General features: G+C 66.1%; 24 protein-coding genes. 12 read left to right on the forward strand and 12 right to left on the reverse strand.

The annotated features are described in order from the left end of the window. Nucleotides 1-6: 6 nt before the first annotated feature. Together IGS60_RS11385 and IGS60_RS11390 are read right to left on the reverse strand one after the other, a co-directional pair. On the reverse strand, nucleotides 7-840 hold the full coding sequence (locus IGS60_RS11385; RefSeq protein ID WP_162995800.1) for a hypothetical protein: 834 nt from the start codon (nucleotides 838-840) through the stop codon (nucleotides 7-9). Between the two features lie 115 nt (nucleotides 841-955). Continuing rightward, nucleotides 956-1,858, reverse strand: a complete 903-nt coding sequence (locus IGS60_RS11390) for a LysR family transcriptional regulator (protein WP_070223312.1) — start codon at nucleotides 1,856-1,858, stop codon at nucleotides 956-958. A 121-nt stretch (nucleotides 1,859-1,979) separates the two neighbouring features. Here IGS60_RS11390 and IGS60_RS11395 point away from each other — a divergent pair, with 121 nt between their 5' ends. The 3 genes from IGS60_RS11395 (at nucleotide 1,980) to IGS60_RS11405 (ending at nucleotide 4,067) form a co-directional block, all read left to right on the forward strand. Further along, complete coding sequence (locus IGS60_RS11395) at nucleotides 1,980-3,401, forward strand: MFS transporter (RefSeq protein ID WP_230504380.1); 1,422 nt, start codon at nucleotides 1,980-1,982, stop codon at nucleotides 3,399-3,401. Next, on the forward strand, nucleotides 3,398-3,805 hold the full coding sequence (locus IGS60_RS11400; protein ID WP_230504382.1) for a DUF4440 domain-containing protein: 408 nt from the start codon (nucleotides 3,398-3,400) through the stop codon (nucleotides 3,803-3,805). Before IGS60_RS11395 ends, IGS60_RS11400 begins: the two co-directional genes overlap by 4 nt. Nucleotides 3,806-3,893: 88 nt before the next feature. Beyond that, the gene (locus IGS60_RS11405; RefSeq protein ID WP_230504384.1) at nucleotides 3,894-4,067 is read left to right on the forward strand and encodes a hypothetical protein; all 174 of its coding nucleotides are present in this window, start codon (nucleotides 3,894-3,896) and stop codon (nucleotides 4,065-4,067) included. A gap of 21 nt (nucleotides 4,068-4,088) precedes the next feature. Here the strand turns inward: IGS60_RS11405 and IGS60_RS11410 are convergent, their stop codons facing one another. Both IGS60_RS11410 and IGS60_RS11415 read right to left on the reverse strand, forming a co-directional pair. Continuing rightward, the gene (locus IGS60_RS11410) at nucleotides 4,089-4,553 is read right to left on the reverse strand and encodes a DUF2269 domain-containing protein (protein WP_230504386.1); all 465 of its coding nucleotides are present in this window, start codon (nucleotides 4,551-4,553) and stop codon (nucleotides 4,089-4,091) included. Beyond that, nucleotides 4,541-5,851, reverse strand: a complete 1,311-nt coding sequence (locus IGS60_RS11415) for an SDR family oxidoreductase (RefSeq protein WP_230504388.1) — start codon at nucleotides 5,849-5,851, stop codon at nucleotides 4,541-4,543. The genes IGS60_RS11410 and IGS60_RS11415 overlap by 13 nt, the downstream gene beginning before the upstream one ends. Nucleotides 5,852-5,930: 79 nt before the next feature. Here IGS60_RS11415 and IGS60_RS11420 point away from each other — a divergent pair, with 79 nt between their 5' ends. The 5 genes from IGS60_RS11420 (at nucleotide 5,931) to IGS60_RS11440 (ending at nucleotide 9,215) form a co-directional block, all read left to right on the forward strand. Next, nucleotides 5,931-6,398: a hypothetical protein gene (locus IGS60_RS11420; protein WP_230504390.1), complete on the forward strand. Its 468-nt coding sequence runs from the start codon at nucleotides 5,931-5,933 to the stop codon at nucleotides 6,396-6,398. A gap of 102 nt (nucleotides 6,399-6,500) precedes the next feature. After that, nucleotides 6,501-6,857, forward strand: coding sequence for a hypothetical protein (locus IGS60_RS11425; protein WP_230504392.1), 357 nt, complete (start codon nucleotides 6,501-6,503; stop codon nucleotides 6,855-6,857). 28 nt (nucleotides 6,858-6,885) lie between these two features. Continuing rightward, a complete protein-coding gene (locus IGS60_RS11430) occupies nucleotides 6,886-7,797 on the forward strand; it encodes a manganese catalase family protein (protein ID WP_230504393.1) in 912 nt (303 codons plus the stop codon). Nucleotides 7,798-7,821: 24 nt separating this feature from the next. After that, nucleotides 7,822-8,724, forward strand: a complete 903-nt coding sequence (locus IGS60_RS11435; RefSeq protein WP_230504395.1) for a ZIP family metal transporter — start codon at nucleotides 7,822-7,824, stop codon at nucleotides 8,722-8,724. A 341-nt stretch (nucleotides 8,725-9,065) separates the two neighbouring features. After that, nucleotides 9,066-9,215 (forward strand): hypothetical protein, encoded by a 150-nt coding sequence (locus IGS60_RS11440; protein WP_230504397.1) that lies wholly within the window; start codon nucleotides 9,066-9,068, stop codon nucleotides 9,213-9,215. Nucleotides 9,216-9,237: 22 nt separating this feature from the next. On the opposite strand, the gene IGS60_RS11445 is transcribed toward IGS60_RS11440, so the two are convergent. The 5 genes from IGS60_RS11445 to IGS60_RS11465 all read right to left on the reverse strand — a co-directional run bounded on the left by IGS60_RS11445 (nucleotide 9,238) and on the right by IGS60_RS11465 (nucleotide 15,979). Next, the gene (locus tag IGS60_RS11445) at nucleotides 9,238-9,813 is read right to left on the reverse strand and encodes a DUF1349 domain-containing protein (protein WP_230504399.1); all 576 of its coding nucleotides are present in this window, start codon (nucleotides 9,811-9,813) and stop codon (nucleotides 9,238-9,240) included. A 25-nt stretch (nucleotides 9,814-9,838) separates the two neighbouring features. Next, nucleotides 9,839-11,227, reverse strand: a complete 1,389-nt coding sequence (locus IGS60_RS11450; protein WP_306798481.1) for a TolC family protein — start codon at nucleotides 11,225-11,227, stop codon at nucleotides 9,839-9,841. Further along, nucleotides 11,224-14,316, reverse strand: a complete 3,093-nt coding sequence (locus IGS60_RS11455; RefSeq protein ID WP_230504401.1) for a MexW/MexI family multidrug efflux RND transporter permease subunit — start codon at nucleotides 14,314-14,316, stop codon at nucleotides 11,224-11,226. Before IGS60_RS11455 ends, IGS60_RS11450 begins: the two co-directional genes overlap by 4 nt. 12 nt (nucleotides 14,317-14,328) lie before the next feature. Beyond that, nucleotides 14,329-15,429: an efflux RND transporter periplasmic adaptor subunit gene (locus tag IGS60_RS11460; protein ID WP_230504403.1), complete on the reverse strand. Its 1,101-nt coding sequence runs from the start codon at nucleotides 15,427-15,429 to the stop codon at nucleotides 14,329-14,331. Nucleotides 15,430-15,496: 67 nt separating this feature from the next. After that, a complete protein-coding gene (locus IGS60_RS11465) occupies nucleotides 15,497-15,979 on the reverse strand; it encodes a DUF2165 family protein (RefSeq protein ID WP_230504405.1) in 483 nt (160 codons plus the stop codon). A 125-nt stretch (nucleotides 15,980-16,104) separates the two neighbouring features. Here IGS60_RS11465 and IGS60_RS11470 point away from each other — a divergent pair, with 125 nt between their 5' ends. Beyond that, nucleotides 16,105-16,764, forward strand: coding sequence for a metalloregulator ArsR/SmtB family transcription factor (locus tag IGS60_RS11470; protein ID WP_070223362.1), 660 nt, complete (start codon nucleotides 16,105-16,107; stop codon nucleotides 16,762-16,764). Here the strand turns inward: IGS60_RS11470 and IGS60_RS11475 are convergent. Then, complete coding sequence (locus IGS60_RS11475) at nucleotides 16,761-18,026, reverse strand: MFS transporter (RefSeq protein ID WP_230504406.1); 1,266 nt, start codon at nucleotides 18,024-18,026, stop codon at nucleotides 16,761-16,763. The two genes, IGS60_RS11470 and IGS60_RS11475, sit on opposite strands and share 4 nt — an antisense overlap. Nucleotides 18,027-18,138: 112 nt before the next feature. On the opposite strand from IGS60_RS11475, the gene IGS60_RS11480 reads away from it, so the two are divergent. Further along, nucleotides 18,139-19,038 carry a LysR substrate-binding domain-containing protein gene (locus IGS60_RS11480; RefSeq protein ID WP_070223293.1) on the forward strand — a complete coding sequence of 300 codons (900 nt, stop codon included), beginning with the start codon at nucleotides 18,139-18,141 and terminating at the stop codon, nucleotides 19,036-19,038. On the opposite strand, the gene IGS60_RS11485 is transcribed toward IGS60_RS11480, so the two are convergent. Both IGS60_RS11485 and IGS60_RS11490 read right to left on the reverse strand, forming a co-directional pair. After that, a complete protein-coding gene (locus tag IGS60_RS11485) occupies nucleotides 19,035-19,787 on the reverse strand; it encodes an SDR family oxidoreductase (protein WP_230504408.1) in 753 nt (250 codons plus the stop codon). The two genes, IGS60_RS11480 and IGS60_RS11485, sit on opposite strands and share 4 nt — an antisense overlap. Before the next feature lie 117 nt (nucleotides 19,788-19,904). After that, the gene (locus tag IGS60_RS11490; protein ID WP_230504410.1) at nucleotides 19,905-20,948 is read right to left on the reverse strand and encodes a methyltransferase domain-containing protein; all 1,044 of its coding nucleotides are present in this window, start codon (nucleotides 20,946-20,948) and stop codon (nucleotides 19,905-19,907) included. 129 nt (nucleotides 20,949-21,077) lie between these two features. Between IGS60_RS11490 and IGS60_RS11495 the strand changes: the two genes are divergently transcribed. Next, nucleotides 21,078-21,968 (forward strand): AraC family transcriptional regulator, encoded by an 891-nt coding sequence (locus IGS60_RS11495; RefSeq protein WP_121670768.1) that lies wholly within the window; start codon nucleotides 21,078-21,080, stop codon nucleotides 21,966-21,968. A gap of 57 nt (nucleotides 21,969-22,025) precedes the next feature. Next, the gene (locus IGS60_RS11500; RefSeq protein ID WP_070223284.1) at nucleotides 22,026-22,430 is read left to right on the forward strand and encodes a VOC family protein; all 405 of its coding nucleotides are present in this window, start codon (nucleotides 22,026-22,028) and stop codon (nucleotides 22,428-22,430) included. Nucleotides 22,431-22,458 lie beyond the last annotated feature (28 nt).

A 22,458-nucleotide genomic window follows, 5' to 3' on the forward strand; every position in this document is an offset into this window, starting at 1 on the left:
AGCGCGTCAGGACGTCATGCGTTCCCAGCCATGCTTGATGGCCGCCTTGAAGTTGTCCCACGCCGACTGGGGATACGTGTGCTCCCACGTGGAACGCAGGTCCGCTTCCACCTCGTCCCATGGACGGCCCCGGTAGCTGTCGCTGTTGGCCATGGAATGGCCATAGCGGTAGGCGGGATCGTAGTCCTCGAAGCGCGCGCCGGTGGCGACATAGGTGGCGCTCCAGTGGCTGCGGTAGTACTGCTCGTCGTCGTAGCTGGTGCCGGGCAGGTTATCGGCGCCGGGATAGCGGCGCACGTTGGCGCCCGCGCCGGACGACGGCGGCGGCGACGCCATGTCGCTGGCAAACTGCTGCGACCCTGGCGCCTCGTTCATATTGCCGGCGGACGTGCCTTGCTGCGATGGCGCGCCGGACTGCATGCTGGCGCCCTGGCGCCTCGCGCTGTCGTCTTGCGGCGCGCCTTGCCAGCCGCCGGCGCGCCAGTGCTCGGCGTGCGCATCGATGTCGAGCGGCGCGTAGCGCTCGACGAGGTCGGTGGCGCGCTGGATATCGGCGTCGCTCGCTCCTTCCAGGGTCAGCACGACATGCCCGCGCCGCACGGCTTCCGCATAGATGTGGCGGTCGGCGTGGCTGCCGAACAGGTCCGTGAAGAAATGCTTGATGTTGTCGAGCAGGCTGTCGCTGTCGTCGCGGCGGATATTTTCCGTGGCGGAAAATTCGTCGCTGCCCGCATCGTGCAGGCGGATGTTGGCGCTGGGAAATCCCGCCGTGATCAGGTCGTGCCGGGCGCGCTCGGCCATGTCGCGCACGGCGAAAACTGCTGCCAATGTATGTGCCATGATGGTCTCCATTCGATGAACAACGTCCCTTCAGTGTAGGCCGTGCACACCGAAAGGGGCGCCCGTTTGCCCCTTGGAAATCGTTGCAGTGATCAAATATTGACGAATTGAAATCTCAGTCGGGCGCGCCCACGAACGCGCGCAAAAAGTCGATAAAGGCGCGCACCTTTTCCGCAATATGCTGGGTGTTCGGATACACGGCATACACGCCCTGTTCCGGGAAGACGACGTCGGGCAGCAGGCGGCGCAGGCGTCCCGCGCGCACCTCCCCCTCCACCAGCCACTGCGGCAGCAGGGCCACGCCGCAGCCGCCCAGGGCAAAGCCCAGCAGCGCCGAGGCGGAGTCGGAATGGATGGCGGCGTCGTCCTGCACGGCGAAGGCGGCGGGGCCGTCGGGTGTCTGCACGTCCCAGCGCAGGGGTGAGGCCAGGCGGCTGTGCGCCAGCCAGCGCGCGCGCTGCAAGTCGTCCAAGGTGGCGATCTTCGTGCCGGGCCGGCTGGCCAGGTAGGCGGGCGAGGCGACGGGCCAGATCGCGTACGGCTCGATCAGCGCGGCGCGGTAACTCGAATCGTTGAGGGAACCCATGCGGATGGCCAGGTCATAGCGGCCCGAGATCAGGTCTTCGTGCGACGATGAAGACGAATGCTGGATCTGCAGCTGCGGGTGGGCGGCGGCAAAGGCGATCAGCGCGGGGATCACCGTGCGGCTGCCGTATTCGACGGTGGTGGTCAGGCGCAGGGTGCCGCGTAAGCCTTGCTGGCCCTGGCGCGCCGTCTCGATGGCGCCGTGCGCCTCGCTCAGCACGCGCTGGCAATCCTCGTAAAAGCGCCGTCCCACGTCCGTCAGCGCCAGGCTGCGCGTGCTGCGCGTGAGCAGCGACACGCCCAGTTCCGCCTCCAGCTGTTTCAAATTAAAACTGACGACGGCCTTGCTCTGGCCCAGCACGGCGGCGGCGGCCGTCAGGGAGCCGGCGTCGACGATGGCAATGAAAATACCCAGGCGGTCAAGACTGATCATAAATAAGAAGAGATGCGGGTTGCGGGGCTTTGTCAAAATAGGTTTGACAGTGTAATCGGCGCTGGCCCGTTACGCAAATGACGATGGGCGCTTAAGCTGGCCGTTTGCCATTTGGAGCACCATGGACTATCGCAAAAAAGTGGCGGCCATCTATCTGCTGGGGTTTTTCGTCGACCTGATCAACATGTTCATCACCAGCGTCGCCTACCCCGACATCGGCCATGCCCTGCACGCCTCGGTGGCGCAGCTGGCCTGGATCAGCACCGCCTACATCCTCGGCCTGACCATCGTCATTCCCGCCAGTGCCTGGCTGGCTGCCTGTTATGGCAGCAAAACCGTGTTCATGGCATCGTTGCTAACTTTTTTATGCGCGAGCATCGGCGCCGGTCTGGCCCCCTCGATCGAGGCGCTGATTGCCTGGCGCTGCGTGCAGGGCCTCGGCGGCGGCCTGCTCATTCCGCTGGGGCAAAGCATGACCTACCAGCTATATCAACCTGCGGAGCGCCCCGGCCTGTCCTCCGTCATCATGCTGGTGGGCTTGCTGGCGCCCGCGCTGTCGCCCGCACTGGGTGGCGTGATCGTCGACAGCCTGTCGTGGCGGGCGATTTTCTATTTGAACGTACCGTTCGCGGCGCTGGCGCTGCTGCTGGCCGCCTGCTGGCTGCGTCCCGATCCGCCGCGCGCGGCCGTGCCCCGTCTCGACGTGGGCGGCCTGCTGGCGGGCAGCATGGCGATTTTGCTGCTGCTGCTGGGCTTGACCATGCTCGGTACGCCGGGTGAGTTGCTGACCGGCGCCGGCGTGCTGGCGCTGGGCGCCGCCTGCGCGTGGGCCTACGTGCGCGGCGCGCTGCGCAAGTCGACGCCGCTGCTCGACCTGCGCCTGGCCGCCGAGCCGCTGCTGCGCATTGCCATGCTGATGTACCTGCTGGTGCCGGGCGTCTTTATGGGCGTGAGCCTGTTGGCCATGCTGTATCTGCAGGGCGTGCTGGGCATGCCGGCATCGACGGCGGGCGCCTTGATGCTGCCGTGGGCGCTGGCCTCGTTTGCGGCCATTTCGCTCACCGGCAAAAGCTACCGCCGCGTGGGGCCGCAGCCGCTGTTCATCGCGGGCGCCCTGCTGCAGGCGGCGGGCATGCTGATGCTGCTGCGGGTGGACTCTGCAGATCAATTATTCTGGCTGGCCGGCGCGTATGCCGTGATGGGTTTTGGCGGCGGCTTGTGCAGCAGCACGGCGCAAAGCACGGCGTTTTTGCGCACACCGGACGCGCAGCTGAGCCAGGCCAGCGCCGTGTGGAATATCAACCGCCAGCTGGGCTTTTGCCTGGGCGTGGCGCTGCTCAGCGTACTGCTCAATGGCTTGCTGGCGGCGCACGGTATCGCATCGCTGGACGACCCCGCCCTGCATGCGCGCGCGGCGCAGGTGTTTCACTGGTGCTTTGCCTTGGCCGCCAGCGCGTGCGTGCTGCCTTTGGCGCTGTGCCTGCGCATCGACAACCGCGCCGTTCTCGACCTGTTACATCACCATGGAGCAAGCAAAAAATGAATGCTACAAATCTTTATTTTGACGACGTCTTATCCACGCATGTGCTGATCCGCGAGTGGCTCGCCGGCGCAGCCACGGCACCCGAACATTGCGCCGGTTTGCTCGCGCGTTTTTCATCCGGTTTCACGATGGTGTCACCGGGCGGGATGCGGCTCGACGGCGCTGGCCTGGCGGCGTTTTTCCGCGCCGCCGGCGGCAGCCGTCCGGGCTTGCAGATGCGCATTTCGGATCTCGTTCTGATACAGGAAAGTGCGGCCGGCGCCACCGTGTCCTACCGCGAATTCCAGTCGCTGCCCGGCGCGGAAAACACCGAGCGCTGGTCCACCGTCGTGTATGAAAAAACGCCCGATGGCGCTTTGCTGTGGCGCCACCTGCATGAAACGTGGGCCGTGCGGGCGGATTGATCCTACAGCGTGGCGGCGGGCGCGCCGATGGACAATGGCGCTGCGGCGGCTAGGCTGACAGCGTCCCCTCGTTCATCAGGAGCGCCTCATGACCAAGCAAAAATCACAAGCTGGCCAGAACCGCCAATCGGCCGGCCCCACGGAAGAAAAAAGCGACACCGGCAACGACAATGCCAGGCGGGGCAAGGAGGCGGCCAGCCATACCAAGGCCGGTACCGGCAAGGGCGCCGGCGGCGGCAAGAAGCAGGGCCGCAAACACTGACGCAAAGACGGCGATGCGTGCTCAGGCCGGCTTGGCCGTCATCAGGTAAAACACGACGATGAGGGCGAAGAAGGCGGGCACGCCCAGCGCGGCCCAGATGCGCAGGTAGCGCCAGTACAGCGCGGGCAAGTCCTGGCCGTCGCGCGCGCTGGCCTGCGCCATGTCGCGCATGCGCATCTGCAGCCACACGACGGGCAGCCAGCAGGCGCCAGCGACCAGGTACAAGGCCACTGACCAGACGATCCAGCCGCTGCTCAAGGGAAAACCGGCCAGGTGCACCAGGTAAAAGCCGCTCAGGGGCTGGAATACCACCGTGGTGGCCGTAAACAGCCAGTCGGCCCGCACCACGTGGCGGCTGACGACGGCGATGGCGCGCACATCGCGGCTCAGGCTCGCGAACAGCAGGTAGAAGGCCGAGCCGATGCCGGTGCCGAAAAGCAGGGTGGACGAGACGATGTGCAGCCACTTGATGGTCAGGTATTCCATTCCTTTTCCTCCAGTTGGTACAGCAGCCACAGGGCCGCCAGCATGGGCAGGTTTTTCGTCAGGGGGCCATACGGATGCCACAGGAATTCGGGCAGACGCATGGCGATCCAGACGGTATAGAACAGGATCAGCGCGCCCTGTGCCGGCCATAGCCAGCGCCGCCACGGCGGGCGCAGGACCATGGTGGCCAGGCCGAACAGCAGGTCGAGCAGGCAGGCGCCGGCCAGCAGCAGCGGCGCCCAATCGGGCGGCACGCCGCTGCGCGCGAGCAGGCGATAGCTGTCTTCCACGGGATAGACGCCTGCCGAGACGATGGCCGTGACGATCCACACGATGGCCAGCGACAGGCGCAGTATCGGCAGCAGCCAGTCCAGCTGGGCGCGCACGGCCGCGCCGCGCGCGTCGCTGATGAACTGCGCCACGGGCCGCGGCGCGCGCCCCAGTAAACGCCGCGTGAGCCCCGCATCGGCGGCATTGCCCCGTTCGAGCATGTCGAGCGTGTCGCGGTCCGGCATGGCAAAGCCCAGCAGCCTGGCCAGCAGCAGCACGGGCGGCAGCAGCCGCCGGGGCAGCGGCACGACGCGCAGCCGTCCCAGGCCCATGGCCGCGCGCAGCGCCGCCAGGTAGGCCGTAAACGGCAGAGCCTGCGGTCCCACGACGGGCACGCGGCGCGTCTTCTGGCCGCCCAGCGCGCCCGCGCCGCGCACCAGCGCCACGATGACATCGGTCAGGTCGTCCACGTGCACGGGCTGCACCAGCTGCGGCGCGCGGCCGAAGCGGGGATAGACGGGCAGGCTGGCCAGCATGCGGAACAGGCGCGCGCTGCCGCCCTCGTCGCCATACACGAGCGAGGGCTGGACGATGACGGCGCGCAGCGGCAGGCTGGCGAGAAACTCGTCGGCCGCCTTCTTGCTCAGGTGGTAGGGCGAGACGGCGCCCGCGTCGGCGCCCAGGGCCGACAGCTGGATTACCAGCTGCACCTCGCTTTCGGCGCAGGCGGCGAACAGGGCGCACGGCGTTTGCGTGTGCAAGGCGGCAAACGTCTGCGCGCCATGCTCGGCGATGATGCCCACGCAATTGATGACGACGTCGATGCCGTCCAGGCGGGGCAGCCATGCGGCCTTGGCCGTGTCGCGTGCGAAATCGGCGTCGATCAGGCGCACGCGCGGCTCCGCGCCGATGCGGGCATGGGGACGCGCACGGTGTGTCGTGCACGCGAGCTGGAAACCTTCGGCCAGCAGCGCGGTCGAAACATGCGTTCCGATGAAACCGCTCGCCCCCGTCAGCAGTATGCGCATGCATGCCCCCTTCTGATGGGGATTGGATAGGCCTTTTGCGTTTCAGTTCACTGTGCACATACACCACTGGAGAAAAACCATGCCTGCCTTGCCACTGGCCCTGCGTTATGGCGCCCTTTCGGGCAGCCTTGCCTCCCTTTTGTCCGCCGTCGCCCTGGCCGTTTGCGGCCGGCGCGAAACGGGCAGCATGTTCTCTGCCGTCAACGCCATCAGCCACTGGCTGTGGGGCGACCGGGCGGCGCGCAGCGATGACGCCACGCTGAAGCACACGGTGCTCGGCTACGCCATCCACCATTGCAGCGCCATGTTCTGGGGCGTGCTGTTCGAGCGCTATGCGGCGCGCATCCTCGACCGGCGCCGCGCGGCGTCGACCGTGGCGGCGGCGGCCGGCGCCACGGCCATCGCCTGTTTCACCGACTACCAGCTCACGCCGCACCGTTTGCAACCGGGCTACGAAATGCGCTTGTCGCGCCCGTCGCTGCTGCTGGTGTATGGCGCTTTCGGCATCGGCCTGGCCGCGGGCGCGCTGTGGCTGCGGCGGCGTTGACGCACGGGATGCTTTCCTACATGGCGCCACGCCGCGCGCCTATCTTGCCGGCGCGTGCGCGCCAGTAGCATGGTGCTTCCCTCATCACGTCAGGAGAATCCCATGCAGGAAAAACACGGTAATACGCCCCAGCATCCCACCGACCAGGGCCGCAATACGCGCATGGACAAGACCGACGCCGGCAAGGCGGCGGGCGACGCCTACGCCGGCCAGGGCGGCGGCAAGCTCGCCAGCGGCAACGTCAACAGCGGGCACTGGGCGAATGACGTCATCACGCCGCAGGGCGGGCCCGATCCCGTGGAGCAGGAAAACATGGCCACCCTGGGACAGCCCGAGCATCGCGACCACGTCAAGGGCGTGAGCCAGCAGCCGCAGAGCGAAGCGGGCAAGCTGGCCGACGACAGGCCGGGCCGCAACGAGTCGAAGGACATCCACAGGTCATTGAACCAGCACGAGTAGGCTGCGTGCCGGGAATGAGGAGAGCACCATGTTTGCACACAACAAGCGACTGCAATATACGGTCAGGGTGGAGCAGCCCAATCCCGGGCTGGCCAACCTGATGCTGGAACAATTCGGCGGCCCGCAGGGCGAGCTGGCGGCGGCCTGCCGCTACTTCACGCAAGCGTTGGCGGAAGACGACCCGGGCCGCAAGGACATGCTGTTCGATATCGCCACCGAAGAGCTGAGCCACCTGGAAGTGATCGGCAATATCGTCGTCATGCTCAACAAGGGCGCCAGGGGACGCCTGGCCGAGGGCGTCGACCAGGCCGCCGAGTTGTACCGCAATATCACGGGCGCGGGCAACGACAGCCATGTGACGCAAGTGCTGTATGGCGGCGGCGCGCCGCTGGTCAATTCGGCCGGCGTGCCATGGTCGGCCGCCTACATCGACACCATCGGCGAACCGACGGCCGACCTGCGCTCGAACATCGCCGCCGAGGCGCGCGCCAAGATCGTCTATGAGCGCCTGATCAACCTGACGGACGATCCGGGCGTGAAGGAGGCGCTGGGCTTCCTGATGACGCGCGAAGTGGCGCACCAGAAGTCGTTTGAAAAAGCGCTGTATTCGATCGAGCCCAATTTTCCACCGGGCAAACTGCCAGGCGACCCGCAGTATGCGGATGTGTATTTCAATATGTCGCAGGGGCCGGGCGAGGAACGGGGGCCGTGGAACCAGGGCGGCAAGTGGCAGTATGTTTCCGATCCGCGCCAGCAGATGGCGGTGGACGGCGGCACCGGCGAGGCGGAAGTGAAATTGCCGAAGGACGAACTGGCCACCGTGCAGCAGATGGCGGCGCGCACGGCATCGAATCCCGATGCCGATCCGCTGACGGGCGCGGAACTGGGGATGCGGCCCAACGGCCGCAACAATGGCGCTGCGCCGGACATGCCGCTGTAGGCCGTGCGGCGGCAGCGCCCGGCAGTGAGCAGGCAGCGCACCCTGGCGAGCGTAGCCAGGCAGCTGTCCGGCTGGCGCCTGCCAGGCCTTGCCCTGTGCGGCGGCGCCACCCTGCTCCTGCTGGCGGCGGCCCTGGGCGAACTGACATGGCGCCACGCCGGCGTGCCTGCAGCGCTGCTGGGCGGCGGCGTGGCCGCTGGCGCCACGGCACTGGGCACCTTGCCCGTGCTGCTGTCGCACAGGTTTTCACAGCGCGGCTACGATGGTTTTCTCGGCTTCGGCGCCGGGGTGATGCTGGCGGCAACGGCATTCTCGCTGATCTTGCCGGCCCTGGCTGCCGCACGCGCGCACGGCGCCACGCCCATGGCGGCCAGCCTGACGGTTGCCATGGCCATGGGCGCAGGCGTGGCGCTGATCATCGCGCTCAATCTCGCCGTGCGCCCGCACGTGCAGGCCGATGCGCTCGATGCCGCCGCTGCCAGCAGCCTGAAACGCGCGTGGATTTTTGTCTTGGCCATCACCTTGCATAACCTGCCCGAAGGGCTGGCCATCGGCGTCGGCTATGCGGGCATTGATCTGGACAAGGCCAATGCGCTGGCGGCCGGCATTGCCATCCAGGACATCCCGGAAGGGCTGGTGGTGGCGCTGGCGCTGCGTGGCGTCGGTTATGGCCGGCGCCTGTCTGTGGCCATGGGCGCCGCCTCCGGCCTGGTCGAACCCGTGGCGGCCATGGCGGGCCAGGCGCTGATCGGCATGTCCTCGACCCTGCTGCCGTGGGGTTTGGCCGCCGCCGCCGGCGCCATGCTGTTTGTCATCGTGCACGACGCCATTCCCGAGACGCACCGCAGCGGCCATGGCGGTGTTGCCAGTACCGCACTGGTGTTCGGATTTCTCCTGATGATGGTGCTCGATACTGCCTTGAGTTGATGGCACTGTGCTCGTGCGCTGCCTGAAGGACGATGCACGTATCATGCGATGCCTGCACTCGGAGAAAACAAACATGCGCATAGACACGACATCGGACTCGCCAAGCTGGAGCAAAGTCTTTGACATTGCTGATGAACTGCAGCAGCTTGGTCCCGTGATGGAAGAAAAATATCCTGATCTCGACTGGGAATTGTTTGTCTGCCTGCGCTGCCTGCCGAAAGACTTGCAGAGAAAAACCTTTTGCCGTTACTACGCCGGCGATAAAATGTTTGGCCTCGATATCGCCATGGATGAGGAAGACTTTGTACCGGTGAAAAAAAAACACGCCGGCACAACGCCAATTGATCGGCGCCGCCTTTTTCACTTTTTTTGTGGCAAGCATCCAGAAATACGAGAAAAAACTCCCGGGACTCCAGCCTGTTTCAGCGCAACTGATCGCCGATGTGCGGCAATGGTGCGTCGACAATCACTGGCTCGATGCCGCCGTCTGACGCGCCATGCACACGCCGGCGCTCAAGTGAGGTCGTGCAGGTCCTTGCGCTGCACCGGACCCACCGTAAAATGCGAAAACGCGACCTCGAGTCCGCCGCGTTCCGGCGTGCAGCACATGGGGCCCACGCGGTAGCGGCCAGACTCGGGAAACGGCGCCAGGCGCAGCAGCGGCCACAGCTTGCCATCGGTCGAATACTGCACCCGGATGACGCCCTTTTCCACCGTCACGCGCAGCCAGAAACCGTCCGGCATGGCGGGCGCCAGGCTGACGGCCCAATCCGATTTGTCCACCGTCAGCACGGTGCTCAACAGCAGCTGGCCGTCGGAAAATTCGACGCCGCATTTGATCCAGTGTTGCTCGTCGATGCGCACCATCATGCCGGCCTGGTCGTACAGCGCCGCGTACTGCGCGGCCACGTGCAGCTGCGCCGTGAAATCGCCATCGACTTCCGTGCCGAAAAAGTGGCCGCTGTCGCGGATAAAACCATACGAGGTCTTGCGCCAGAAATCCGTGTTCGCATCCGTCGTCACGCGCAGCTGCGCGCCGTCGGCGGACCAGTTTTCCGGTGGATTGAGCCAGCTGCCTTGCGTGAACATCGGATTTCCTCCTGATCGAAAAATGCTACATAGTTTGCCCCCATCCCAGCGCCTTGTACAGGGCAATCGCATCGATGTAGGACGCCGTCTCCGCCAGCAGCGCTTCGCGCCGGATATCGTACAAGGCGCGCTGGTTTTCCAGCACGGCCTGGTAGCTGCCGGCACCGCCCGCATAGCGCGTGCTGGCGATGCCGAGGGCCGCGTTGCCGTGGCGCGCCGATTCCAGCAGGGAGGCCAATCGCGTCTGGTTTTCCGCCAGCTGCGTGACGGCGTTTTCCACGTCTTCCTGCGCGACTAACAGCGTCTGTGCATAGCGTGCCAGGGCGCCCTGCGCCTCGGCCTGCGTGCCGCGCAAGCGTGCCCTGACGCTGCCCAGGCGGAAGGCCGGATAGCTGACGGAGGGTGCCACCTCGAAAGCGCGCGCGCCGCCGTCGAACACGCCGCTGCCGCGCAGTGCGAAGAAGCCCAGGAAACCGCCGAGGCTCAGGCGCGGATACAGGTCGGCCGTGGCGGCACCCACGTCTTCGCTGGAGGCGGCCAGCAGGCGCTCGGCGCGCACCACGTCGGGCCGCTGCTTGATCAGCTGATTCACGTCACCGAGGGGAAGCTGGCCGGCCAGCGGCGCCTGCTGGCGCGGTGTGGTCGCCAGCGCGATGGCGCCAGGCGCTTGCCCGCTCAGCACATCGAGCCGGTACTGCGCCTGGCGCAGGCCCGCCTGCAACGGTGGCAATGCCGCCTCGCTGCGCGCCAGGTTGGCCAGCGCATTGTGGCGTTCTTCCGGCAAGCCGCTGCCGGCACGGATGCGCGCGTCGATCAATGCCACCGTATCGCGCCAGCTTTGTACCTGCGCCTGCGTCAGCGCCAGGTTTTGCTGGTAGCCCAGCGCCTCGTAGTAATTGCGCGCCACCTCGGCGGCTATCGTCAGCCGCACTTGCCGCAAGTCCGCCTGCGCCGCGTCGGCGCGCGCCTGCGCCGAACGGGAAATATGCGCCAGGCGGCCGAACAGGTCGATCTCCCATTGCGCGTCGAATCCCACGCGCGTGCTGGCGCTGGCGGTGCGGCTATCGGGCGTGTTTTGCTGCACCGTGCGCTGCCAGCCCGCCTGGCCCGTGACAGCGGGCAGTTCGTCGAGCCGGCGCTCGTCGAAGACGGCGCGCGCGGCCAGCAGGTTGGCCTGCGCCTGCGCGATATCGAGGTTGTGTGCGAGCGCGCTGGCGATCAGCTGCGACAGCCGTGCATCATCGAAAAACGTCCACCACGCGGCCTCGCTGACGGCGCCCGTGCCAGCTGCGAATTGCGCTTGCTGCGGGCTGGCCAGGGTGATGGCGGGCGTGCCCGGCGTGACGTAGGCGGGGCTGACGGCGCAGCCGGCCAGCACGGGGAAAAGGGCAATAAGATAGCGGTAATTTTTCATGGGGATTCCTTCAGCGCCTGCGACAGGTCGCGGGCGCGCGGCGTGGCATGGTCGGCCGTGTGGCGGCGGGCCAGAAAGGTGTACACGGTGGGCAGCACGAACAGGGTGAAGAAGGTGCCGATCAACATGCCCGAGACGATCACGACACCGAGGCCGAAGCGGCTGTTGGCGCCCGCGCCGGAAGCGAACAGCAGCGGCACGAGGCCCACCACCATGGCGGCCGTCGTCATCAAGATCGGGCGCAGGCGGATCTGCGCCGCCTTGCGGATGGCCGTGATGCGGTCGAGCTGTTCATGTACCTGCAATTCGTTGGCAAATTCCACCATCAGGATGCCGTGCTTGCTGATCAAGCCAATCAGGGTCACGAGGCCGATCTGCGTGTAGATGTTGACGGTGGCATAGCCGAGCGCCAGCGGAATCAGCGCGCCGCAAATCGACAGCGGTACCGTGATCAGGATGATCAGCGGGTCCGTCAGGCTTTCGTACTGGGCCGCCAGCACCAGGTAGATGACGACGACGGCCGCCAGGAAGGCCAGCAGCAGGGCATTGCTTTCCGTGGCGAACTGGCGCGCATCGGACTGCCAGTCGTAGCTGAAGCCGGGTGGCAAAGTCTTCGCCACGCCGTCGAGGAAGGCGACGGCGTCGCCCAGGGTCACGCCGGGCGCCGGCACGCCCTGGAAGGTGGCTGCGTTTTGCTGGTTGAACTGGGTCAGCATGTTCGGCTCGATCTGTTCGCTCACCGAGACGACGGCGGACAGGGGCAGCAGGCTGCCATCGTCGGCGCGCACGTACTGCTGCGTCAGGGTTTGCGCCGTGAGTCGCTGTTCGCGCGGGCTTTGCGCGATGACGTCATAGGCGCGGCCATCCATGCCGAAGCGGTTCAGATAATTTTCGCCCACCAGCACGGCCAGCGATTCGCCGATGTCCTGCATGCGGATGCCCAGGCTGTTCGCTTTCGAGCGGTCCACGCGCACTTTCACCACGGGGTTGTTGTAATCGAGATCGCTGTCGACGACGGCAAACAGGCCGCTATCGCGCGCGCGCTGCTTGACGTCTTCCATGGTGCGGAACAGGGTGGCGTAATCCTGCGCGCTGCGCAGGACCATCTGCACGGGCAAGCCGCCGCTCGATCCCGGCAAGGGCGCCAGCTGGAAGGCGAAGATGCTGGTGCCTTCCACGTCGCCCACGGCGTGCTGCAATTCGGCCTGGATGACGGCCGCGTTGCGCGCGCGTTCGGCCCACGGCGTCAGGTTGATGCCGCCGATGCTCGATGCCGGACCTTCGCCGCCGTTGATGATCCAGCGCGAGTGCGTTTCGGGGATATGCTTGTAGATGGCATCGAGCTTGTACGAAAAGCGCTCGACATAATCGAGGTTGGCGTGCTGCGGCGCCTTGATCGCCGTCAGCACGCTGGCCTGGTCTTCCGCCGGCGCCAGTTCGCGCTGCGGCAGCAGGTACAAAAACGGCAGGCTCACCATCACCAGCGCGGCGAAACCGGCACTGAGCCAGCGGTGGTGCAGCGAGCGGTCCAGCAGGCGCGCATAGCGGCTGGTCAAACCCTCGAAGAAATGCTCGGCGGCGCGGGCCATGCGCCCTTCCGATTGTTTCGGCTGCAGCAGCAAGGAGCTCATCACGGGCGACAAGGTCAATGCCACCACACCCGACACCACCACGGCGCCGGCCAGGGTCAGCGCGAATTCCTTGAACAGCGCTCCCGTGAGGCCCCCCATCATGCCGATCGGCGCATACACGGCCGCCAGCGTGATCGTCATGGCGATCACGGGGCCGGCCACTTCGCGCGCACCGACCAGCGCGGCGGCCACGGGCGTCTTGCCCTCCTCGATATGCCGGTGCACGTTTTCCACCACGACGATGGCGTCGTCGACCACCAGGCCCACGGCCAGCACCATCGCCAGCAGGGTGAGCAGATTGATGCTGAAGCCGAAGGCCAGCATCAGCGCCGCCGCGCCCAGCATCGACAGCGGAATCGTCACGACGGGAATCAGCACGGAGCGCAGGGAACCCATGCACAGGTAGATGACGATGACGACGATCAGCAGCGCTTCGAGCAGGGTGTGCGCCACCTCGTCGATGGATGACTGGATGAAGCGCGCCGTCTCGAACGCCAGCTCCACTTTCACACCGGGTGGCAGGGTTTTCTGGATCTCGGGCAGCAGCTTCTTGATGCCGTCGACGATCACCAGCGGGTTGCCGCCGGGCGTGGGCGACAGGCCCAGGTACACGGCCGGCACGCCATCCATGATGCCGCTCGTTTCCGTGGCGGCCGCGCCCAGTTCCACCGTGCCCACGTCCTTCAGGCGCACGAGCGACGCGCTGTCATCGCCGCCCTTGCGGATGACCATGTCGCGGAACTCGGCCACGCTGGTCAGATCCGTGTTGACGCTGATGTTGGAGACGACGAATTGTCCCTTCACCTTGCCCGGTGCCGCCTGGTAGTTATTGCGCCGCACGGCGTCGGCCACGTCGGCCGCCGTCAAGCCGCGCGCCGCTAATTTTGCCGGGTCGATCCACAAACGCATGGCCAGCTGCTGGCCGCCATACACGTCGACCTTGGCCACGCCGTCGATGGTGGCGAACATCGGCTGCACCACGCGCGCCAGGTAGTCCGTCAGCGCGGGCGCCGAGACGCTCTCGCTGGCAAAGCCCACGTAGGCCACGGCCGAGGAATCGCCGGCCGAGCGCTCGATGACGGGGTCAAAAGCACCTTCGGGCAGCTTGTAGCGCACCTGGTTGACCTTGGCCATCACTTCCGTCAACGCCTGCGTGGAATCGCGGTTCAGTTCCATGCGCACGGTGACGGTGCTGCTGCCCTGCACCGACGACGAGGTCAGGTAATCGATGCCTTCCACGGACGACACGGCTTGCGCGATCGGCTGCGTGACAAAACCCTGCATCAGTTCCGCCGAGGCGCCCGGATACGTGGTTTTCACCGTGATGGTCGATGATTCGAGCATCGGATACTGGCGTATCGGCAGCTGCAGGATGGCGATCACGCCCAGCATCAAAATCAGGGTGCTGATCACCAGCGCCAGCACGGGGCGGCGCACGAATAAATCGGTAAATTTCATCGTGTGCGCTCCTTAGGAACCGGCCTTGGGCGCGGCGCGCTTGGCCTCGTCCAGGGTATTGGCCACGGCTTGCACGGCCATGCCGTCGGCCAGTTTCAGCTGGCCCGAAGCGACCACGCGCTGCCCTTCGCGCAAGCCGTCGATAATGGCGACACGGCCCCCTGCCCGCTCGCCCAGTTTGACGCCCACGCGCTTGACGGTGAGCGGCTGTTTGCCCTCCTGCTGCGCCACAAAGACCGTGTCGCCGTAGGCGCTGTAGGTCACGGCCGTTTCCGGTACCGTCAGCTGCTGGCCCGCCTCGCGCGCCACGCGCACATTCGCGTACATGCCGGCTTTCAGGGCGCCGCGCGGATTGCTGAGCGCCGCCTGTACCTGCACCATGCGCGAGCGGGCGATCAGCGGGTCGATGGCGTTGATCTTCGCCGTAAAGACGTCGCCCGGATACGCGTCCACCAGCACTTGCACGGCCTGGCCCGGCGCCAGCTTGGCGCTGCTCTGTTCATCGAGGGCGAAGTTCACCATCAGCGACTTCGTGTCGATCAGGCTGGCCACCGTGTCGGCCGCGTTCAGGTACTGGCCCGCGTGCACCTTGCGGATGCCCAGCTGCCCCGCGAACGGCGCGCGGATGGTCTTTTGCGCGATCAGCGCCTCCGTCTGGCGCACGTCGCCCAGGGCCGCATCGCGCGCGGCCAGCGCAGTGTCGAGCTGCTCCTGCGTGGCCGCCTTTTCCTTGACCATCTGCAGCGTGCGCGCATGGCTGCTTTCCGCGTTTTTCAGCTGCGCGCGCTGGCGCAGCAGCATTGCCTGTTCTTGGGCGTCATTGAGCTGTACCAGCACGGCGCCGGCCGCCACGTTCTGGCCCGATTCGAAGCGGATGTGCGTGATCCGGCCGCCCGTTTCGGCGGCCACCTGCACCTGGCGCGCCGCTTCCAGCTCGCCCACGCCGGTGAAGTAGCGCTCCTGCGTGCCCAGCACGACGGGGACCAGCGCCACCTTGGTGGCCGGGTAGGCGGCGGCATCGGCCGCATGCGAGTCTGCGCGCGGGTACAGCGCGGCACCGGCGACGGCCAGGGCGATGGCCAGCGCGGAGGCGCCGACGATTTTCGTATTCATGATGAAGTCCTTTACAGCAGTACAAAGGGAAAAGTACAAAGGGAAGAAGAGGCGCAGCGGAGGCTGGTCAGGTCCGCTGCGCGTTGAAGAGTACAAACAGGGCTATGGTCCACAGCAGCAGCACCAGGTGCGTCGTCTGCAAGCCTTCCTGCGCGATCCAGTAGCCGAACCACAGGCCGCCCAGGTGCATCAGCAGCAAAAAGGTGGCCATCGCGCACAAGGCCAGGTTCAGCCAGGGCAAGCCAGCGGCCAGGCCGCCGCCGAACAACAGCGCCACGCCCGTCCAGGCGGCGATGGCGGCCAGCAGTTGCAGCGCCAGCACCACGCCCAGCGAGAGCCGGTGCAAGGTCAATGAGGTGAGCGCGCGGCGCAGCAGCGGCGTCTGGATGGTCGGGTCCTGGCGCAGCGGGTCCATGCGCATGGTGTTGCCGATGGCCCAGACGGAGCCGTGGAAGGCGTGCAGGTTGTTGATGGCAGCCAGGGTCAGCCAAGTGGCCAGGCCGGTAGCGAGGATGGCGTGAAACAGCCAGATCGAGTGAGACAGTTGCATGGGAAAATCCTGTCAAAAGAGTACCTTGCCGGCATGCAGGCGTGGAAACTCCTCGACAGCGGGGAGCTACCGGCCTATTATGCAAGCAATTAGTTGGTTAACTGGCCCCATGATAGTTGAGCGAAATGAATTACACAAGTAAACGTTTGGATAATAGCGAAGCGCCGCAAACGACGGAGCGCATCCTGTATTTCATCAAGACCAAAGGACCCGTCTCCACGGCGACCCTGGCCAAGACCCTGGACATGACGGGCGAGGCGGCGCGCCAGCAAGTGCAAAAGCTGGTGGCGGCGGGCCTGATCGAAGGACGCCAGGAGGCGCAGGCGGGCGCGGGACGGCCGCGCCAGAACTGGGTCTTGACGGAAGCGGGCAATGCGCGCTTTCCCGACACGCATGCGCAGCTGACGATCAAGCTGATCGGTTCCGTGCGCCAGCTGTTCGGCGAGGCGGGGCTGGATAAACTGATCACGCAGCGCGAAGAGGAAAGCCGCAGCGCGTACGCCTTGGCGTGTTCGGCGCCGGACTTGCCCACGCGGCTGCAGCAGCTGGCCGCCGTGCGCGATGAAGAGGGGTATATGGCGCGCGTGGAAGCGGACGGCGACGACTGGCTGCTGATCGAAGACCACTGCCCCATCTGCGCCGCGGCGCGCACCTGCCAGGGCTTTTGCCGCTCCGAACTGCAGCTGTTCCAGGAAGTGGTGGGGCCAAGCGCCAGCATCGTGCGCGAGCAGCACGTGCTGGCGAACGCGATGCGCTGCGTTTACAGGATTTCGCCGCTTTCTTAAGGCTTCGGAAACAGCGGCCAGGTCAGCAGCGCCACCAGTCCCGCCAGCCACCATACGACGGGCCAGTTGCTGGCCGCCAGCAGGTGCGGGATGGCCATCGGCGTGAGGAACAGCCCCACGTAGACGGCCGTGTTCGCCATGCCCAGGGCCGTGCCCGCGTTGGCGCCGCCCGCTTCCGTGGCCAGCTCCGTGTAGGCCACGCCATGCCAGGCGGACACGGCGATGCCGGCGAGCACCACGGCGGCCATCAGCAGCCAGCCCGGCGACTCCAGCCAGGCGATGCATCCCAGCAAAATGAATGACGCCAGCGCCACCAGGGCCGAGCCGCGCAGGTAGGCGGGCCGGTTCGCGTGGCGGTCCGTATGGCGTCCGCTCCAGATGCGCATCACCATGGCGCCCGCCTGCAGGGCCACCATCACGGCCGTGATGGCCGCCAGGCCCAGGCCGCCATGGTCGTGCAGGAAGACGGTGGCGTAGCTGAGCACGGCAAACTGGGGCACGCACAGCAAGCCGATGGCGGCTACCATGCGCCAGACCTTTCGATTGCGTAACGGTGGCAGTGGCTTGATCCCGGACAGGCTTTTGGACGCATTGTGCGGCCCCTTGGCGGCCTCGGCAGAGAAATCGGGCTCATGCATCCAGCGCCACGTAAAAAACGCCGACAGGCCGCATACGAGGGCCAGGGCGCCAAACACGGGCATGAAGCCGTAGCGCGATGCCAGGCTGGGCAGGATGAGGGCGCCGAGGCCGCCGCCCAGCGGCACGGCCGTCTGGCGGATGCTCATGGCAAAACCCCGTTCGCCGGGGCCGAACCAGCGCATCACGGCGCGGCCGCTGGCGCCGTTCACGCTGCCGCCCAGCACGCCGACCAGCGCCAGCCCCGCCGCCAGCGCCCATAAGGGCGGCACGGACCCGCCAGCGGGCGTAATCCACAGCAGCAAGGCCAGCAGCGCCAGCATGGTGCCCAGCAAGCCGGTCAGCAGCACGGGGCGGTCGCCCCAGCGGTCGGTGGCCATGCCCCATGGCAATTCGGTCAGGGCCACGCCCAGGCCCATGGCGCCCAGCGCCACCCCCAGTTCTGTATTGCTCAGGTGATAGCCGCTGCGCAGCCAGATGGCCGTGGTGGGCATGCCGTTGGCGGCGGCGGAAAAGCTGGCATTGGCCGCCACGCCGACGGCGAGCACTTTCCAGCGGTGGGCGTCGCCCAGCACGGGCGCGGTGACGGGGACAGGAACGGGAATGGCTTGGCAACTGGTGTTCATGGCAGGGAGAGAAAAGTGGTTGACCCTGACAGTGTGGCGCGCTACGATCATTCTGAATATCAGATAATTTACGCTGTACCATCCCAAAAAACCGGACGATTGCTTCCACGCCATGAGCCTGCTTAATTTCGACATCGCCTTTCTGCGCAGCTATGTGGCTGGCATCGAGCTGGGCAGCTTTGCCCGCGCGGCCGACAAGGTGGGCCGCTCCACCTCGGCCGTCAGCGCGCAGCTGAAAAAACTCGAGGAGCAGGCGGGCATGCCCCTGTTCCGCAAGGATGGCCGGGGCCTGGCGCTGACGCCGGCCGGCGACGTGCTGCTCGGCTATGCGCGCCGTCTGCTGGAACTCAACGATGAGGCAGCCGTCGCCTTGCGCGGCGCGGAGCTGGAAGGGTGGATCCGGCTGGGCTTGCAGGAGGATTTTGGCGAAGCCTTGCTGCCCGACGTGCTGGGGCGTTTTGCCCGCGCGCATCCGAAAGTGCGCATCGAGGCGCACGTGGCGCGCAACACGGCCTTGATGGAAGGGCTGGCAATGGGCCAGCTGGACCTGGCCCTGCTGTGGGGCGGCGCCTGCATCGCTGACGTGGCCGAATATCCGCAGCAGCAGCGCCAGCATATTGCCGAACCGTCCATGCGCTGGATCGCCTCCTCCAGTCTGGCCTGGCGCCCCGAGTCGGGCGAGCCTTTGCCGCTCATTACGTTCGACCGCGAATGCCTGTTCCAGCGCTGCGCCACGCAGGCGCTCGACGGGGCCGGCATCGCCTGGCGCACGGCGTTTACCAGTCCCAGCCTGGCGGGACTGTGGGCGGCGGCGGCGGCCGGGCTGGGCGTGACGGTGCGCACGGGCCTGGGCTTGCCCTCGACCGTGCGCGCGCTCGATCACGTGGAAGCGGGCTTGCCCGCCCTGCCTCCGCTGTCGCTGGAATTGCTGCGCGCCTCAAGCGTGTCCAGGCCGCCCGTCGAGCGCCTGGCCGGCTTGATCATCGAATCGCTGCAACAGGATGCCGCTTAAAATGCCTGCGCCGTCGGGCGCAGCACGATCTCATTGATAGCCACGTCGGCCGGCTGCTCGATCGCATACGCGATGGCGCGCGCCACGGCATCGGCGGGAATGGCGATCTGGTAGAACTCCTTGACGGCCTTGGCGCTCTCGGCGTGGCTGCTGCCCTGGCTCAATTCCGTGTCGACGGCGCCCGGCGCAATGACGGTGGTGCGGATGGTGCCGCCGCTGGCCGCCAGCTCGTGGCGCAAGCCTTCCGAAATGGCGCTGACGGCAAACTTGGTGCCGCTGTAGACGGTACCGCCCGGGCTGAAGACTTTTAGCCCCGCCACCGACGAGATATTGATGAAGTGGCCGCTGTTTTGCGCCTGGAAGTATGGCAGGACGGCGGCGATGCCGTTCAACACGCCTTTGATGTTGATATCGATCATGTTGTTCCACTCGTCGACTTGCAAGGCGCTCATCGGCGCGATGGCCATCAGCCCCGCATTGTTGATCATCACATCGACTTTGCCGAACACGGCCAGGGCCGTGTCGACCAGGCGTTTCAGGTCGCCCGCCTGAGTGACGTCGGTCTGGGCAATGGCGGCCTGGCCGCCGGCGGCCGTGATTTCCTCGGCGATGGTATTAAGCAAATCCATGCGGCGCGCACCGAGCACGACGCAGGCGCCCAACGCGGCCAGATGGCGCGCGGTGGCTTCGCCCAGGCCGCTGCTGGCACCGGTGATGAGGACGACTTTCCCTGCAATAGCTTGACTCATGATGGGTTCCTTGTGAAGGCAGCACAGTGCTGCGGATGACATCGATCAATGCCGGCACAGCTTAGCGCATTTGCGTCCTTTTTTGCTATAAAAAAGATAATTACCAAATGGTAATTGTTAGGCACGAACAATCAGCACCTGCACGGGCGCCATGGGAAAATCGCTGGCGCCGTATTGCTCCACTTGCCGCCAGCCCGTGTCGCGCAGCAGCTGCGCCAATTCACCGTGCCGTGTCACCGTGCGGCCCAGCATGCGCATCGGCAAGTAATACGGCAGCACCCGCGCCGCGTCGCCCGGCGCCGCCGCGATTTCCGCCTGCACGCAGACGAGCACGCCACCGGGCTTCAAGGCCGCCTGCATCTTGCGCAAGGCAGCCGCCATGTCGGGCACGAAATGCAGCACGGACGAGCACCAGATGAGGTCGTAGCCGCCGCCGATATCGTCGCTGTCCAGGTCGCCGCCCAGGGTCTCCAGGCGGTCGGATAGCTGGGCATGGGCGATGTTCGCGGCCGCCACGGCCACCGTTTCCGGCCAGTCGAAAACGCAGCCGTGCACGCCCGCATGGGCTTGCGCCAGCGCAATGGCCACCCAGCCGGGACCGCCGCCCGCGTCGAGCAGCCGTAGCGGCGTGTTGCCGTCCGCAAACGGGGCGACGCGCTGCATCACGCACAGGGCGGCGCGCATGGTGACGGCGCGCTGCTCCTGGCCGATCTGCTGCTGCGCGGCGGCGGCCCAGTTGACCCCGCTCGCCGTGCTGTATGGCGTTACTTTTCCGCCGTCGCGCACCAAGGTGTTGAGCTGCGTGGCGAAATGGCGCAGCGCGTGCAGCCGGTACAGCCAGGCGTCGCCGCAAAAGGCAACAGCGTCGCGGCAGAAATACTGCAAGGTGGTGGCCGTGCAGCGGTAGCGTAGTGCGTTCGCATCCGTATCCGCATCGGCCCCATCGCGCTCCAGCACCTGCATGCTCCAAAGCAATTCCAGCAGCAAGGCCGTGTGCGGCCCATGTAGCGACAGGACGTCCGCCAGTTGCGCCGGCGTGTGCGGCGTTGCCAGCACCTCGAAAATACCCAGTTCCAGGGCGGCGGCCAGTCCATCGGCCTGGACGGGCGCGACGGCCAGGTCCCAGTACGGTTGCAAGGCGTGTTGCGTATCGAATGACATGATCTTCCTTTCGGCGAGGTGGGCATCAGCATCATTTTATGCAACAATGAGAATAATTATCATTTGCATTTGTATGCGCGGCGGCGTATTTCGTATGCGGGACGGCGCGCGGGAAAACGGGGAGGAGCGATGAGGGGACAGGAGAGGGAAGCGGCAGGCTGGACGCGGCGCCAGCTGGACCCGGGGTTGAAAGAGTGCCGCGCCGACCAGCGCCAGGTCGACCAGGGTTTGCTGCTCGTGCATTCCGACTACCGGCCACGGCTTGCGCTCGTCGAGCAATCGCAGCATGACGACGGGGGCGGCATGGTGATCACCATCGGCCTGGAAGGCGCGTCCGCCTACGCCACGCGCGATGGCGAACAATTGCGCTTCCAGGGCGGCCATACGACGATGACGGTGTTTCGCCACGTCAGCGGCGAGCGCCGTTTCGAGGCGCATCAACGGGCGGCGCAGTTGCGCGTGCTGGTCGATGAAGACGCGCTGGCGCGCTACTGGCCGGAGGGATTGGCATCTCTGCTGCCCCACGGCGGCGCGCGCCAGCTGGCGCATGCGGCCACCACGGCGGCCGCTACCCTGCACGCCCGCTCGCTGCTGCGCGCGACGGACCCGCTGGCCGTGCATATCAGCGTGCTCAGTATCCTGGCGGAACAGCTGCGGGGACTGCGGCCTGCGCCCGTTCTTGTACCGCGCTGGTCCGAGGCCGACATCGTCAAATTGGAACGCGTCTACGCGCTGATGCAGGAGCAGATGGCGCAGGCACTCACGCTCGATTACCTGTGCGCGCAAGCGGGCTTGAGTTTGTTCAAGCTCAAGCAGGGATGGCGCTACCGCTACAACGACAGCCCCCAGCGCACCCTGCTGGCGCTGCGCATGCAGCGGGCAAAGTTACTGCTGGAAAATGGTTGCCAGGTGGCGCAGGCGGGCTGGCAAACGGGCTACCGTCACCCGGCCAATTTCAGTGCCGCCTTCAGCCGCTATTTCGGCTATGCGCCGAAGACCGTGGGCCGCGCGGGCGCGTAAAAAGCCGGTGTAGAATCGGCGGGCAGCATCCATAACTACGACCCACAAGGAGACATGATGGCCCGCAAAATCTTTGTCAATCTGCCCGTCCAGTCGCTGGAACGCTCCGTGGCGTTTTTCACGGCGCTGGGCTTCAGTTTCAATGCCCATTTCACGGATGAAACGGCGACGTGCATGATCGTTGCCGACGATATCTTCGTGATGCTGTTGACGCACGACAAATTCAAGCAATTCACGCCCAAGCAGCTGTGCGATACCAAGGTGGCGACGGAAGTGCTCGTGTGTTTGTCGGCCGAGAGCCGGGGCGAAGTCGATGCGCTGGTGGCAAAAGCCGTCCAGGCGGGCGGCAGCATCTACAAGGAGCCGATCGATTTCGGCTTCATGTATGGCCACAGTTTCCAGGACCCCGATGGGCATCAGTGGGAATTGATGTACATGGAAGCAGGCGCCGTACCTGGCTGATCGGTGGTGGTGTCGGATTACGCGGCGT

This window comes from Janthinobacterium sp. FW305-128 (assembly GCF_020858135.1).
Lineage (GTDB): Bacteria > Pseudomonadota > Gammaproteobacteria > Burkholderiales > Burkholderiaceae_D > Janthinobacterium.